Origin of the sequence: Thermomicrobium sp. 4228-Ro (assembly GCF_026241205.1) — a bacterium.
GTDB lineage: Bacteria > Chloroflexota > Chloroflexia > Thermomicrobiales > Thermomicrobiaceae > Thermomicrobium.
Map to the genome: position 1 here is coordinate 45,283 of NZ_JAPFQM010000001.1, position 13,864 is coordinate 59,146.

Consider the following 13,864-nt stretch of genomic DNA (forward strand, 5'->3'; position numbering starts at 1 on the left):
GGAAACGAGACGCACGGTGGTGAACGGACAGAATCCGATACCGTACGATGTGGCGGATCTGGGACTCGCCGAACAGGGGCGTCAACGGATCGCCTGGGCACGGCGTGAAATGCCAGTGCTCCAGCTCCTGCAGGAGCGGTTCGCGCGAGAACGTCCCCTCGAGGGTATCCGCATCGTGGCTTGCGTCCATGTCACGACCGAAACGGCGAATCTGGCGTATGCCCTGCGGGCTGCTGGCGCAACGTGCGTGATTTGCGCGAGCAATCCGCTCTCGACGCAAGACGATGTCGCTGCTGCCCTGGTGGCGGACGGGTTTTCGGTGTACGCCCGGCGTGGCGAGGATGCGCAAACGTACTACCGGCACATCCACCTGGCGCTCGATCACCGCCCGCATCTCATCATCGACGACGGAGCGGACGTTGTGACAACGGTCCATCGTGAGCGGCGGGATGTGCTCCCGGAGGTGATCGGCTCCACGGAAGAGACGACGACCGGCGTGATACGTCTGCGGGCACTGGCCAAGGACGATCTCCTGGCATTTCCAGCGATCGCGGTCAACGACGCGCAGACGAAGCACCTGTTCGACAATCGGTACGGTACCGGGCAGAGCACGATCGACGCGATCTTGCGGGCGACGAATATTCTGCTCGCCGGGAAGACCGTGGTCGTCGCGGGATACGGCTGGTGTGGCCGCGGTATCGCGTTGCGAGCCCGCGGTATGGGGGCTCAGGTGATCGTCACTGAGGTCGATCCGGTGCGGGCGCTCGAAGCAGCGATGGACGGCTACCGGGTCATGCCGATGCGTGAGGCGGCTGCTGTCGGGGACCTGTTCGTCACGGCAACCGGGAACATCCATGTCATCGATCGCGAGCATTTCTTCCTGATGAAGCCAGGAGCGATTTTGTGCAACGCCGGTCACTTCAATGTCGAGATCAACCTCGAGGCATTGGCTGAGCTGGCTGTCGAGCGGCGTACTGTGCGCCCGTACGTCGAAGAATACGTTCTGCCCGATGGTCGCGGGATCGTCGTCCTGGCTGAAGGGCGGCTGGTGAACTTGGCCCTGGCCGAAGGCCATCCAGCGAGTGTCATGGACATGAGCTTCGCCAACCAGGCACTGGCCTGCGTGTATCTGGTGCGCCATCGGGGGCAGCTCGCAGCTGACGTCTATCCGGTGCCGGCGGAAATCGACCAGGAGGTCGCGACGCTCAAGCTCCAGGCGATGGGAATTACGATCGATCGTCTGACAGCGGAGCAGGAGGCCTATCTGGCTTCCTGGCAACATGGAACGTGAGGCAAGCACGGCTATCAGCGGTGCGCGTGCCGTGTTCGAATGAAGGGGTTGGGAACGGTGACGCTCAGCATCATGCGTGCCCCGCGCACGTTCTTCACGTCGGAATCGGTGACGGAAGGGCATCCGGACAAGCTGTGCGACCAGGTTTCCGACGCGGTCCTCGATGCCGTTCTCGCCCAGGATCCGCTCGGGCGCGTGGCCTGCGAGGCGGCGACGACGACCGGGTTGATGATCGTGATCGGTGAGATCACCACGACCGCGCGCGTCGACTTCGCCGAGGTCGCACGGCAGGTCGTGACCGAAGCGGGCTATACGTCGTCGGACTACGGTATCGACGGGCGGACGATGGGTGTGATTGTCTCGGTAAAAGAGCAGGCACCGGAGATCGCGTTCGGGGTCTCGGAATCGCTCGAAGTCCGAGAAGGCATCGCGACCGACGAATTCGATCGCATCGGTGCAGGAGATCAGGGTATGGTTGTCGGGTTCGCCTGCACCGAAACCCCAGAGCTGATGCCGCTCCCGATCGCGCTCGCGCACGGTCTCGTCCGGCGCTTAGCGCAACTGCGGAAGTCCAGGGAGCTTCCGTATCTCCGGCCGGACGGCAAGAGCCAGGTGACGGTCGAATACCGGTACGGGCAGCCAGCGCGGGTCGCGGCGGTTGTCCTCTCTGCCCAGCACGATCCTGATGTCTCACAGGAGCGGTTGCGGCGTGACCTCGTCGAGGCGGTCGTTCGCTCGGTGATCCCAGCGCAGCTACTCGATAGTGAGACGACCATTCTCGTGAATCCGAGCGGCTCCTTCGTCCTCGGTGGCCCGAGAGCTGATGCCGGTATGACAGGCCGCAAGATCATGGTCGATACCTATGGTGGCATGGCGCGGCACGGTGGCGGCGCGTTCTCCGGGAAGGATCCGACTAAAGTCGATCGCTCGGCCGCATACGCAGCGCGCTATGTAGCGAAGAACGTCGTTGCGGCTGGTTTGGCGGAGCGCTTCGAACTCCAGATTTCCTACGCGATCGGGCGCGCTCGTCCGGTAGCGATCCACGTGGAGACGTTCGGCACGGGGAAGGTGGACGAGGAGCGGATCATCGAACTGATCCAGCGACACTTCGATCTCCGGCCAGCGGCGATCATCCACCAGCTCGACCTGCAGAAGCCGATTTACCGGCAGGTAGCGGCTTACGGACATTTCGGCCGACCAGATCTCGACCTACCGTGGGAACGGACCGACAAGGCAGACCTGCTGCGTGCTGAGGCTGGGCTCGTCGGGAGCGTGCCGGACCGATGAGGTGAGAGCGATCAGGCGATGCCGCGTGCGCTGATCACGGGAGCGTCGGGTTTCGCCGGCAGCCACCTCGCGGAACGCTTAGCGCGATCGGGTGGCTGGGAGGTCATCGGCCTTTCGGCTCGGCCGAGTCCTCCGTCACCGTACGTCGCGCACCATCTGGTGTGCGATCTCCTGAACGGGGAACTGGTCAAACGGACGTTCAGCCACTGGCGTCCCGATGTCGTGTTCCATCTGGCGGCGGTGAGCTACGTCCCGCGTTCCTTCCAGGATCCGGTCGGAACCATCGCGAACAATATCATCGGGCAGGTGCACCTGCTCGAAGCAGCCCGCGCGCTCGATCCGCCACCAGTCGTGATCGTGGTCAGTTCATCCGATGCCTATGGCCTCGTGCATGAGAATGAGCTTCCGGTGCGGGAGTCCCAGCCGTTTCGCCCCTTGAGTCCATACGGGGTCAGCAAGGCAGGACAGGATCTCCTCGGCCTGCAGTATTTCCTGGCTTACGAACTGCCGGTCGTGCGTGTCCGGCCGTTCACGCATGTCGGACCGGGACAGAGCGAGCGCTTCGCGATCGCGGGATTTGCCCGACAAATCGCGGAGGCAGAGTTAGGGCTCGCCCCGCCAGTCTTGTTGGTCGGCGATCTCCAGGTCGAACGTGACCTGCTCGATGTCCGGGACGTCGTTTGCGCGTACGAAATGCTGGCTGATCGGCGGTTCGCTGGTGAGGTCTTCAACATCGCCAGCGGACGATCCTGGAGGCTGGCCGACGTCGTCGAGCAACTCCTCGCTCTCGCCCGCGTGCCGATGCGCGTGGAACAGGATCCGGGACGCCTCAGACCTGTCGACGTCCGGGTTCTCCGGGGCGATGCGAGCGCACTGCGTGCCGCGACTGGGTGGGAGCCGACGATTCCGCTGGAGCAGACGTTGGCCGACACACTGGATTACTGGCGAAGCGTGTTGCGGAGAACCCGATCCGGCGGATGAACGACCGTTGCCTCGACGGTGATCCAGCTCCGACCGAACAGGATCGAGAGACGACGACCATCGTATTCGGGTACGAGGGGTTCGGCTGTCCAGGCGAGAAAGCGCCAGATCCGCCAGAGCTGGTCGCTCCGGTCGGTGATGAACAGCTCATAACCGAGCGGCAAGACACCCCCGAGGAAGTGGACGACTTGCCAAGCTGGCCAACTGACGTCGATCGTCCGGTCGGCTGTGCCCGGCACGCGTGCCCAAGAACTCTGGGTGTTCGGTTGTTCCATCATCCGCTCGTGTGGCGTTGCCTGCCAGTGTGCGATGAGAAGTCCGCAGCCGTACCAGGCGAGCCAGGCTTCTAGACGATCACCGGGAAACGCGAGAGGAAGCGTGCAGACGACACGGCCGACGACTGGGCCTGCGTCGAGGTCTTCGGTCACCTGGTGGATTGTCACGCCGGTGCGGAGCCGCCCGTCACGATACTGCCAGAAGAGCGGTGCGGGGCCAGGATACTCCGGCAGCGGAGATGGGTGCAGGTTGAACATCCCGAGCGGGTACCGCTCGATGAGACGAGCGGGAAGTTTCCACGGGAAGCAGGAGACGACAGCACATTCAGCCGCCGGCAAGGCGTCAGCCGAGAGTACTTCGAGGTCATGCTTGCTCTCGAGAACGACGACAGGAATGTTCGATCGTTGAGCCACGGCTGCGGGATCGTCGCTCCAGGGGGCTGCGGGAACAGCGATTCCGGGTGAGCGTGCGCGATCGCTGCGTCGGGCGAGTACCAGACCGGTCACCGGTACACCAGCGCGCAGTAAAGCTGCCAGCGTCACGCTCGTCTGCCGGCACGGTAATCCACACACTGTGACCCTGGGAAACCGCGTCGTGCGCTTTGACATGCCGTGATCCGCTTCGCTACGCTTGCCTGCAGCATGCGAGCTGCACCGGCGAGAGGAATGTGACGATGACGCGTATGGTGTTCTGCGTGAAGCTCAAGCGGGAGCTGCCTGGACTGGAACGCCCACCTTTCCCCGGCGAGCTGGGGGAACGGATCTACCGGGAAGTCTCGCGCGATGCCTGGGAGATGTGGCGGGAATACCAGACGATCGTTATCAACCATTACGGCCTCAATCCCGCTGACCCCGACGATCGGGCGATCCTGCGCCAACACATGGAGGCGTTCCTGTTCGGCGAGACCGAGGACTTGCCGGAAGGCTGGGTGCCCCCTGGCACGGGCCAACCGGCGAAGGGTGCACCTGCACGCAAGAAGTGAGATGGCACCACTGGACTGCTCTCACTACTGCAGCACCGGCTGGAGCGGCACCTCCGGGACGATACGGATCGCCAGGCGGCTGTGAGCCAGCCGTAACGCTGCCTCGACCGCATCGGGAGTCTCCCCCCGCGCGAAGATGAAGCCGAGATAACTCGCTCCCTCCGGGAGTGGCACGATCCGGTGATTCCGCTTCGCGGTAATCTCCACGTCGACGATACCTGGTACCGCACGTGCTGCGTCGATGCCATCGACCGCTTTGAGGATGCCGCGCCCGGGTATGGGAATCATCATGACCCCGGCGGCTCCGTCACGTCGAACGAGGGTCGGCAGTGGATCGCCGACGGCATGGGCGAGAATCAGTTCTTCGAGCGTCATACCGGTTCCGAACTCGAGAATGCGTGAACAGAGACCGCCGATCGACCGTCCAGCGATTTCGATGACCCACGGTCCCCGCTCGTTCACCCGTAATTCCGCATGGATCGGCCCAGTCCGGAGGCCGAGGGCCTTGGCTGCCTTTTCGGTCGTGTGGGCGATCGCATGCTGGATGTTCTGTGGCAACCGCGAGGGGGTGACGTAAATCGTTTCCTCGAAGAACGGCCCGTCGAGCGGATCTGGTTTGTCGAAGATGGCGAGGACGGTCAAGGTGCCGTTGGTGAGCAAGCCCTCGACGGCGACCTCGAACCCGGGAACGAACTGCTCGACGAGAATGAGCGCATTCGCCAGATCGAGACCGTCACTCGCCAGAATTTGCCGCACGCGCTCGACGGCCTGGGCCAATTGCTCGGGATCATCGGCACGAATGACGCCGCGACTCCCGGACAGTCGTGTCGGTTTGACGACGCACGGGAACGTGACGTGTGAAACAATCTCTGGCAGATCGGCGAGAGCCGGAAACGCCCGGGCGATCGGCGCAGGAACGGCAGCGGCAGCGAAGCGCTGGCGCATGACCCACTTGTCGCGCGCGGCCAGGGCTGCGTCCGGATCGTTGCTCGGTAACCCGACTCGGGAAGCGACAAGTGCCGCGAGTACGGTCCCGGCGTCGTCGACGGGAACGATCGCCCGAACAGGAAACTCCCTCGTGAGCGCGATGAGGGCATCGACAGCTTCGTCGAGTTTCGAGAAATCGACCGCAAACGGTGAATGCCAGGTAGCGCGTAGAAACTCGGGTGTGTCCTCGACGACCAGGGTCTCGATGTGCAAACGTTCGGCTGCCTGCAGGAATGCTTGCGTGCGGTAGCTCGACGGTGTCGTCAACAACAGAACCCGGCGTGGGCTGTCTCGCATCGTCGACGTTCTCCCGTGCCACTCGCGACTGCCCGCTGCTAAGTGTATCCGGTCTCGGCAGTCATCGGTGGTTCCTCCCGCCAAGCGTGTACTAGGTAACGAGTGCAGCTCATTGCGCGCGAGCAGCTGTCTTCAGGACCGCTTCCCGGAGGCCTTTCATGTAGCCGATCGCGAACAGCCTTCCGAGCATCATGTAGCCGGGCTCGGTATTCGGCTCGCCTTCCATCGTCGGGACATGGTCGGGTCGCATGACGCCACGGAAACCGACCTCGTAGTAGGCGCGCATCGCTTCGAACATATCGGTCTGTCCGTCGTCGTGGAAGGTTTCGACGAAGCGGGTCGGGGTGCCACGAACGTCGCGGAAATGGACGAAGTGAATCTTGTTCTGCTGACCGAAATATCGAATCCATCGAGGGACATCGACGCCCATCGTCGAGAACGTTCCCTGGCAAAAGGTCAACCCGTGCTGCGGACTCTGGTAGAGATCCAAGGCTTTTTGGAGGTTTTCAGGCGTAATCAGGATACGGGCGATACCGCGCAGCGAGGGGACCGGTGGATCGTCCGGATGCAGCGCGAGTTTGACGCCGGTTTCCTCGGCGACCGGGACGACAGCTTCGAGAAAGTAGCGCAAGCTGTCCCAGAGCTGTCGTTCGGCCACCGAACCGACCTCGGTCGGTCCTGCCTGTTCCATCAGTTCATGGTCATAGCTCGTCGTGAGGGCACCGCCGCGGGTCGGCGTCGTGACCGACGTCCGGGCCCAGTTGATGACCGCCATCCAGTTCCAGCACCAAACGGGAATTTCGAGCTTGCCCATATTGCGCAGCAGGGTGATGACCCATTCGATCTCCTCGTCACGACCTGGAAGACCGAGGCGGGCGCGATGCATCGGTGGTGATGCCTCGATGACAGAAATGGTGAGGCCGGCCTCCCGGAAGCGCTGAACCATGAGCAGCAGGGGCATGAAGTCCCAGGGGCGGTGTTCCTTCGGCGGAAGATCGGGCGGAACGATCGTCTGGGGAACACCAGGTGGGCTATAGGCCTGATGTCCGCCGGCGACATGGCCGGGAAGCGTCGTGACGGCATGGGTCACACCCAGCTGGAGAGCCAGGCGCCAGCGCTCGTTCGGCCACGGTGGAAGGACAAGTGCGAGTTCCATCGTTGCACCACCTTTCCGTATGGGGCGATTGTCGCCCAACTCGTGACCGCTGGGAAGCGGCTTTGCACCGAGCCTCGTGGTCGAGCACCGTGCTGGCAGGATCGGGCTCGGGGGCGTTCGATCGTGTTCGACACGACAACGTCGCGTCCAGCAGCAGAGGAGCCAGGAAAGAGAAGCTGGTCCCGCTTGCCGCAAAGGGCGTTCCCGGTACGGGCGGCTTGCCTCATACTGACGGGTCGGTACCGGTGGGACGTCGGGATCGAAAGGGGGACAGTATGGGCAAGCTGGACGGAAGGCGTGCTCTGGTCACTGGCGCGGGGATGGGCATCGGACGTGGCATTGCGCTCGCTCTGGCGCAGGAAGGAGCAGCCGTCGCGCTGCACTACGCGCACAGCCGCAGCGGAGCGGAAGTCGCAGCCGAGGAGATCCGCAGGGCTGGGGGCGACGCGTTCGTGATCGGCGGCGACTTGCGCTCCGTCGCCGAGTGTCGTCGTGTCGTCGACGAAGCAGCCGCAGCGCTCGGCGGACTCGATATTCTCGTCAACAATGCCGGGGTAACGCGAGCACGACCCTTCCTCGATTTTCCCGAGGACGTGTACGATGAACTCTTCGACCTCAACATGCGAGGCACTTTCTTCTGTTCACAACAAGCGGCGCGGTACATGGTTGAACGAGGGGGCGGCGTCATCCTGAATATCACCTCGATCCATGGGGCGGCTGGATTCCCGCGGCACGCGGCCTACGCCGCGACGAAGGGGGCGATCATCGCCTTTACGCGTTCGCTCGCCATCGAGCTCGCGCCGTTACGCATCCGCGTCAACGCGATCGGTCCCGGTCTGATCGAGGTGCCCCGATATTTCGAGATTCCCGGCTACACGACGGAATTCGGAAATTCGCTGGTACCGTGGGGTAGAGTGGGGCGGCCCGAGGATGTGGGAAAGGCTGCCGTGTTCCTCGTCTCGGACGATGCCGAATTCATCACCGGACAAGTGCTCTTCGTGGACGGGGGCACGCAGGCGCGAATGGGACTCTGGTGGGAGCAAGCCGAGGCACCACAGTGAGCGGTGCGTACGTGGCAGGGGTCGGGACGTGCCTTGCGCTACCGATCTCACCGAAAAGCGAGAGCGCGGTCAGACGACCGCGCTCTCGATCAGCGGAAGCGACGGGATTCGAACCCGCGATCTCGGCCTTGACAGGGCCGCGTGTTAGGCCTCTACACCACGCCTCCGCATTGTCACGTCAGGAGTATGGCACAACGATGCCCAGGTTGTCAAGGGACGGTCTCTACCGTTCAGGAAAGCGCCTGCGAGGACTCGCGGACTCGTCTCAGGATCACCGAAGCCTCGTCGCTTCGTGCCAAGCGAGGGCGGTGGTAGTCCTGGATGATCACTGGCACGAGGTGGTAGCGACGGAGTTCGGCTCCGGAAAACCAGAGATGAAGGATCAAGCCTTGCTTCGTTTCGAACGACCACTCCTGGTCGAAAACGAAGTTTCCGAGCGAGTAGAAGATCGGTCTCCCACGGTACCACTCGATTCCCTGGACCCAGTGCGGATGCGAACCGACGACGAGCGTCGCTCCGCTATCGATCGCGAGATGCGCGATCCGCCGTTGGGTTTCGGTCGGGATGAGCGTGTATTCGACTCCCCAATGAAAGTACGGTATTACGATGTCCGCGCAATCGGCTGCTCGACGGATGGCAGTCGCAACGATCTCGGGTTCGAGTGGAGCCGTGCCAGCAGTCGTTTCCGTCGCTCCAGACCACTGTGCGGAAATACCGTCGAAACCGAGCAAAGCGATGGTGACGTTCCCGACGCGGAGTACCGCTGGCTCACTCGCCTGTCGCAGATCGTCCCCCGCTCCGAACCAGCTGATGCCGGCTCGGTCGAGGGCGGCCTGCGTGTCACGCAGTGCGTCCGCACCGAAGTCCATGCTGTGGTTGTTGGCGAGACTGACCGCATCGATACCAGCGAGCGTCAAGCCGTCGACTGCTCGCGGGAAGGTGAGAAAGCGCATCGTGTATGGATCGTCGGGTGGAGGGAAGCGGTCGCTCAGAGCGCACTCGAGGTTTCCGATCGTCAGGTCGCTCCGAGCGAGCTCGTCGGCAACGTCGCGAAAGGGAGCCTGCCAATCGTCGAGACGCTCCATGATGCGATGGACGGTGCGACCGAGAATCATGTCACCGACGACCGTCACAGTCAGGAAACGCGGCCGATCGATCGTAACGGGAAGCTGAGCTTCGTCGGGCAGCAGCTGCACTGGTCCCTCGACGACGAGCCACTCGGTCAGTACCTCCGGAATGGCTGCACCGTGCGCCTGACGGAGCGGGTCGCGACTATCGAGCGTGAGTACCGAGAGTCGAGGGTGGATCGCGGTCGGCTCGACGAAGGCCAGCACGCCTGGTTGTGCCAGAGTCAACAGTTCTGGAACTCGCGCAACGACGGCGAGCGGATTGGAGAACACGAATCCCTCGTCTCGAACCGAAACACGTGCGATCGGGAGCGATTCGACACTGCCAAGAGCTTGCCAGTCGTCAATCGTTCCATCCAGAATGGCTGGAAGCGCCGCGACCGGTAGATCCTGCACCAGATTGTCGTGCGAGGTCACCGGGACGAACCAACGACCACCGATCGGCAAGCCGGTCGGCGAACCCTGGATCGTACGAAGGCGGAAAGTTCCGTTGTCGTCGTTCAGCTGGAGACGCCAATGCGGCGGGATAGAGCTGGTGAGCTGGTGGAGCCATCGCTGTGCCTGGTGTCGTAAGGTTGGCGGGAGTGGTGGTACCGCAATGTCGATGACGGGACGGGCCGGCAGTGTTCGTGGCGAACTCGATGTAGAGCGAAGCATTCGGTGCCGAACCGCGTCGGCAGTGGTGGCTTGCGGTGCTGGCAACCCTTCGGTAGGACTCGACGTTTGCCCGCAGCTTGCCAGCAACACTGATAAACTAGCGAGGAACTGTCGTCGGGTCACCCCTGCGTCGCTCCCGAACGTGTTCGCTCTCAGCTGGTGATGCTCGAGAAACGATAGCGTCCCCGTATAGCAATGGCAAGGTGCCCACAAACGCGTTCCGGAATCTCAGAAACCATGATAGGGGAAACAACGGGGAGACAGCAACTGTCTCCCCGGCTCGTACGTGTCGAACGATCCCGCAAGCTAGCGGGCGACCGCGACCGGTGGCGTGCCGTGTGTGTGGAAGGTAGCCACAGTCGGAAGGCCCCAGGCCTGACCGCGCTTCCGCTCTTCCTCTGTCCAGACGATCGGCTTCCAGTCTGGGGCGACGACGAGGCGCGCGCCCGGGCAGCCGATCTCGACACGGTGACCGCCCGGCTCGATCACGTAGAGGAATACGGTCTGCTGCACCGCATGCTTGTGCGGGCCGTATTCGATCTTGTAACCGAACTCGATCGCGATATCGGCAGCGCGAAGCACCTCCTCGCGGGTGTCGACCGCGTAGCAGACATGGTGGAAACGGCCGCGGGCGCCCGTGCCGTCCTCGGTGACCGCGATCTCGTACCCCTTATTGTTCGACGTCACCCAGGCTCCCTTCTCGGATCCGTCATCGAAGATGATGCACTCCGTCAGTTTGAGCCCGAGGTACTTCTGGAGGAAGATCCGCGTCGAACGGACATCGGCAGCGAAGACGTTGATGTGATCGAGTCGCCGCACATTGCAGCCGCGAGCGGGGAAGCGGGAGGCTTGATTCTTGAGAGCTGGCTTCGTTTCCGGTGTCGGCTGGTACCATTCGATCTCCCAGATGAGCTCACCGATATGGCCGTCCGGAGTTCGGAACCGATACGCTGGACCGTGACCGGCATCGCCGTCGATCCAGCCCAAGCCGAGGCCCGACTGCTCGAGGAGTGCGACACGGCGCTGGAGTGCCTCGGGCGTGCTGACCCGGTAGGCGAAGTGTTCCATCGCGGGAACCGGACCGACTGTAAGCTTGAGGGTGTGGTGCGCGTAGTCGTCCCACCCGCGTAGATACACCGAGTTCCCTCGCTGCTCGGTCACGTACATCCCCATGTACTCGACGAAAAACCGAACGCTTTCATCGAGTACCGGAGTCGTGAGTTCGAGATGGGCAAGGTGGGCCATATCGAAGCTCGGTTCACCGATATAGAGGGTCACATCGTTCATCGCGAACCTCCCCTGCGTTGATGACCGATCACCGACTGATCCCCCAACCTCACCGTTGTCCCTCGACGACCTGGCGCAGGCCGTGGATATCGAAGCTCAGTTCCCCAAACTTCAGTCGCTCACGCATCCGCGCTTCGCGCTCGGCACGGGCGCGGGCTGCTTCGAGGACCGCTTCAGCTCGGTTCCGTGCAACCACGACAGCCCCGTCGTCGTCGAGGACGACGATGTCACCCGGGGCCACGCGTGCACCGCCCACTGTCACCGGAACCTCGAGTTGACCGATTTTGTCTTTCGTCGCTCCACGCACCCGAATGAATCGCGTCCACACCGGCAGATCCATCGCCCGCAGTTCGTCGACATCGCGGACCGCTGCGTCGACGAGGAGCGCCGCTGCACCACGAACCTTGGCCTGGATCGCGAGGAGTTCGCCAACCAGGGCGACGGGCTCCGGCTCCGGCATCGTGAGGACCAGAACAGCACCAGGATAGACGCGTTCCATCACTGCATGCACCATGAGGTTGTCACCCTGCCCGCAGAGGACTGTCAATGCTGGGCCTGCGACACGACGGTCCGGAAGCAAGGGGATGAGCGGAATATCGATCAAGCCCTCACGGCCCGATGCTTCGTAGACAGTCGCCACCCCCAGCTCTGCGAATGCGCGGGAAAGTTCGAGAGCGGTCGCATCGGGGACGGTAGCCTGGCGCACTTCGGTCATCGGTGTGTCCTCCTCTCCGATTAGCCGTGGCCGGGGAGTACGCGAGCCACGAGCGGTGTGACACGCTGGAACGCTTCAGCGTAGCGGATGTCCTTGATGCCGGATATACGGCGGGCGTGATTGGCGCGACGCTCGCCGAGTTCGGCGTAATACCGTTGCAAGTACTGCTGAGAAGCCATGACCTGCATGGCAGCGAGCTTCTTCTCCCATACCGGCGTGATGTCGACGAACATGTTGGGGACAAAGCCGCATAGTTCCGGCTGGTGCGGTTCGAAGTAGTACAGAGGTGGTGGCTCGACAGTCTCGAAGGCGCTGGCAACGCCGGCGCCGGAAGAGAGCAGGCGAGCCTGCTGCACCGCCTGATTGGCCACCGGATGATCTGGATTGAAGGGATCGACCGGTGTGTGCGTGATGATCGCTTCAGGACGGAATTCGCGGATCAACTGCGCGAGGCGCTCCGTCGCTTCCCTGTCGACCTGGAGAGGGTAATCGCCGAGGTCGTAACACAGGAAGCGTGCCCCGATCGCTGCAGCGGCGCGCTCAGCCTGTTCGCGCCGGATCGCCTTCACCCGTTCGACGGTTTGACCCGGTTCCTTCCATAGTTCTCCGGATTCTCCGCGTTCACCGTAGGAGAGTGCGAGGACGATCGCTTCCCCGCCGTTCGCGGTGACCGACGCGATCACACCGGCTGCGCGCCAGACGAAGTCCGCAGCGTGTGCGCCGACGACCAAGAGGCGCTGTACTCCTTTCATTCGTCCCTCCCCGTCGCGAGTCGCACCGTATTCCGCACTGCCATCGTCCGGATGTCGTCCTCGCTGAAGCCCGCCTGGAGGAGACGATCGGCGAAGAGTGCGAGACCATCTTCGACCGGTGGGTTATCCGGTTGGCCGAGATCGGTACTGAGTACGACACGGTCCGGTCCGACCGCACGGATGTGCGCGAATGCTGTCTCCCAGGCGACCTTGCCGCTGTACAGCGGCGTGAAACAGTGCTCCATGTAGGCGCCCAACTCGGCCAGCGCGAGCTGATCCTCGACTGAAAGCGCTTGCGAGGGGAAATCGGGGTGCGTCACGACGATGTGGCGGACACCTTCCTCCCGTGCCGCCTTCACGACCGCGACGATTTCGTCCCGGCCGAGATGACCCGTCGCGAGCACGAGGCCGTGCCGGGCGATGATGCGGAGAACGGCACGAAGTTCGGGCACCACCTGTCCGTCTGGTCCGAGAACCTCGACCGGTGGTACAGCAAAACCTGCCTCGCGCATTTCGCGTTGCAGACGTGCCCAATACGGGAGTTTCGTACCGGGTGCCGCGTGCTCCAAATGCCGCCGCTCGTTCGCAGCGTCGACAGTCGGTAACCAGACGATCCTCGCTCCTTCGCGCGCGGCGATTTCGACCGCGAGCGGGTTCAACCCGCCGACAGCCCGGTTGAGCGTGATCGACCCGAGGACCTGGACTCCGGGAACGGCTGCGCGAGCCACCGCAGCTCGCTCGGCGGTCGGTACGTAATGCGACTTGATGACATAGCCTGCCAAACCCACCTCGAGAAAGCGACGGGCGAGGTCGATATCGTCGATCCGCCGCGGCATGACATCGGGACCCGAGTGGACGTGGAGATCGTATGCTCCTCGGACGAGTTCGCGTGCCCGCTCCGATGGGGTCGGGTGCATGGTCATTCTTCACCCTTTCGCTTCAGACTGTTCGCTACGAGACACGACCCTCCGGCAGGGTAGTGGCACTGCTGGTCGACCGGAGTCTTTT

13 protein-coding genes and 1 tRNA gene are annotated in these 13,864 nt (G+C 63.1%); 5 read left to right on the forward strand and 9 right to left on the reverse strand.

Translation table 11 applies throughout. The features are described 5' to 3' along the window. The first annotated feature begins 19 nt into the window (after positions 1 to 19). The 3 genes from OO015_RS00320 to OO015_RS00330 all read left to right on the forward strand — a co-directional run bounded on the left by OO015_RS00320 (position 20) and on the right by OO015_RS00330 (position 3,559). Entirely contained in the window at positions 20 to 1,291 is a 1,272-nt protein-coding gene (locus OO015_RS00320) for an adenosylhomocysteinase (protein ID WP_416236577.1), read from the forward strand. Between the two features lie 72 nt (positions 1,292 to 1,363). Then, entirely contained in the window at positions 1,364 to 2,578 is a 1,215-nt protein-coding gene (metK, locus tag OO015_RS00325; RefSeq protein WP_265940999.1) for a methionine adenosyltransferase, read from the forward strand. Positions 2,579 to 2,596: 18 nt separating this feature from the next. Further along, on the forward strand, positions 2,597 to 3,559 hold the full coding sequence (locus OO015_RS00330; protein WP_265938676.1) for a GDP-mannose 4,6-dehydratase: 963 nt from the start codon (positions 2,597 to 2,599) through the stop codon (positions 3,557 to 3,559). Here OO015_RS00330 and OO015_RS00335 read toward each other — a convergent pair. Beyond that, positions 3,517 to 4,443 carry a formyltransferase family protein gene (locus OO015_RS00335; RefSeq protein WP_265938678.1) on the reverse strand — a complete coding sequence of 309 codons (927 nt, stop codon included), beginning with the start codon at positions 4,441 to 4,443 and terminating at the stop codon, positions 3,517 to 3,519. The two genes, OO015_RS00330 and OO015_RS00335, sit on opposite strands and share 43 nt — an antisense overlap. Before the next feature lie 65 nt (positions 4,444 to 4,508). On the opposite strand from OO015_RS00335, the gene OO015_RS00340 reads away from it, so the two are divergent. Then, positions 4,509 to 4,817, forward strand: a complete 309-nt coding sequence (locus OO015_RS00340) for an oxidative damage protection protein (protein WP_265938680.1) — start codon at positions 4,509 to 4,511, stop codon at positions 4,815 to 4,817. 24 nt (positions 4,818 to 4,841) lie between these two features. On the opposite strand, the gene OO015_RS00345 is transcribed toward OO015_RS00340, so the two are convergent. Beyond that, positions 4,842 to 6,101: an ATP-grasp domain-containing protein gene (locus tag OO015_RS00345; protein ID WP_265938682.1), complete on the reverse strand. Its 1,260-nt coding sequence runs from the start codon at positions 6,099 to 6,101 to the stop codon at positions 4,842 to 4,844. 109 nt (positions 6,102 to 6,210) lie between these two features. Continuing rightward, entirely contained in the window at positions 6,211 to 7,257 is a 1,047-nt protein-coding gene (locus OO015_RS00350) for a mannonate dehydratase (RefSeq protein ID WP_265938684.1), read from the reverse strand. Positions 7,258 to 7,532: 275 nt separating this feature from the next. On the opposite strand from OO015_RS00350, the gene OO015_RS00355 reads away from it, so the two are divergent. Further along, positions 7,533 to 8,318 (forward strand): SDR family NAD(P)-dependent oxidoreductase, encoded by a 786-nt coding sequence (locus OO015_RS00355; protein ID WP_265938687.1) that lies wholly within the window; start codon positions 7,533 to 7,535, stop codon positions 8,316 to 8,318. 93 nt (positions 8,319 to 8,411) lie between these two features. Here OO015_RS00355 and OO015_RS00360 read toward each other — a convergent pair. From OO015_RS00360 to OO015_RS00385, 6 genes are all read right to left on the reverse strand, one after another. Next, a tRNA-Asp gene (locus tag OO015_RS00360) sits at positions 8,412 to 8,485 on the reverse strand. A 63-nt stretch (positions 8,486 to 8,548) separates the two neighbouring features. After that, positions 8,549 to 9,862, reverse strand: a complete 1,314-nt coding sequence (locus OO015_RS00365; RefSeq protein WP_265938689.1) for a CapA family protein — start codon at positions 9,860 to 9,862, stop codon at positions 8,549 to 8,551. Between the two features lie 546 nt (positions 9,863 to 10,408). Next, positions 10,409 to 11,389 carry a VOC family protein gene (locus OO015_RS00370; RefSeq protein ID WP_265938691.1) on the reverse strand — a complete coding sequence of 327 codons (981 nt, stop codon included), beginning with the start codon at positions 11,387 to 11,389 and terminating at the stop codon, positions 10,409 to 10,411. 49 nt (positions 11,390 to 11,438) lie between these two features. Then, entirely contained in the window at positions 11,439 to 12,104 is a 666-nt protein-coding gene (locus OO015_RS00375; RefSeq protein WP_265938693.1) for a 4-carboxy-4-hydroxy-2-oxoadipate aldolase/oxaloacetate decarboxylase, read from the reverse strand. A 20-nt stretch (positions 12,105 to 12,124) separates the two neighbouring features. Continuing rightward, positions 12,125 to 12,856: a PIG-L deacetylase family protein gene (locus OO015_RS00380; RefSeq protein ID WP_265938694.1), complete on the reverse strand. Its 732-nt coding sequence runs from the start codon at positions 12,854 to 12,856 to the stop codon at positions 12,125 to 12,127. Then, the gene (locus OO015_RS00385; RefSeq protein ID WP_265938695.1) at positions 12,853 to 13,779 is read right to left on the reverse strand and encodes a DUF6282 family protein; all 927 of its coding nucleotides are present in this window, start codon (positions 13,777 to 13,779) and stop codon (positions 12,853 to 12,855) included. The genes OO015_RS00380 and OO015_RS00385 overlap by 4 nt, the downstream gene beginning before the upstream one ends. Positions 13,780 to 13,864 lie beyond the last annotated feature (85 nt).

Bases quoted from the DNA above. Each gene is read 5' to 3' on its own strand.
- OO015_RS00335 (WP_265938678.1), bottom strand. From the start codon at position 4,443: ATGTCAAAGCGCACGACGCGGTTTCCCAGGGTCACAGTGTGTGGATTA.
- OO015_RS00385 (WP_265938695.1), bottom strand. From the start codon at position 13,779: ATGACCATGCACCCGACCCCATCGGAGCGGGCACGCGAACTCGTCCGA.
- OO015_RS00330 (WP_265938676.1), top strand. From the start codon at position 2,597: ATGCCGCGTGCGCTGATCACGGGAGCGTCGGGTTTCGCCGGCAGCCAC.
- OO015_RS00375 (WP_265938693.1), bottom strand. From the start codon at position 12,104: ATGACCGAAGTGCGCCAGGCTACCGTCCCCGATGCGACCGCTCTCGAA.
- OO015_RS00355 (WP_265938687.1), top strand. From the start codon at position 7,533: ATGGGCAAGCTGGACGGAAGGCGTGCTCTGGTCACTGGCGCGGGGATG.
- OO015_RS00370 (WP_265938691.1), bottom strand. From the start codon at position 11,389: ATGAACGATGTGACCCTCTATATCGGTGAACCGAGCTTCGATATGGCC.
- OO015_RS00380 (WP_265938694.1), bottom strand. From the start codon at position 12,856: ATGAAAGGAGTACAGCGCCTCTTGGTCGTCGGCGCACACGCTGCGGAC.
- OO015_RS00345 (WP_265938682.1), bottom strand. From the start codon at position 6,101: ATGCGAGACAGCCCACGCCGGGTTCTGTTGTTGACGACACCGTCGAGC.
- OO015_RS00340 (WP_265938680.1), top strand. From the start codon at position 4,509: ATGACGCGTATGGTGTTCTGCGTGAAGCTCAAGCGGGAGCTGCCTGGA.
- metK (WP_265940999.1), top strand. From the start codon at position 1,364: ATGCGTGCCCCGCGCACGTTCTTCACGTCGGAATCGGTGACGGAAGGG.
- OO015_RS00350 (WP_265938684.1), bottom strand. From the start codon at position 7,257: ATGGAACTCGCACTTGTCCTTCCACCGTGGCCGAACGAGCGCTGGCGC.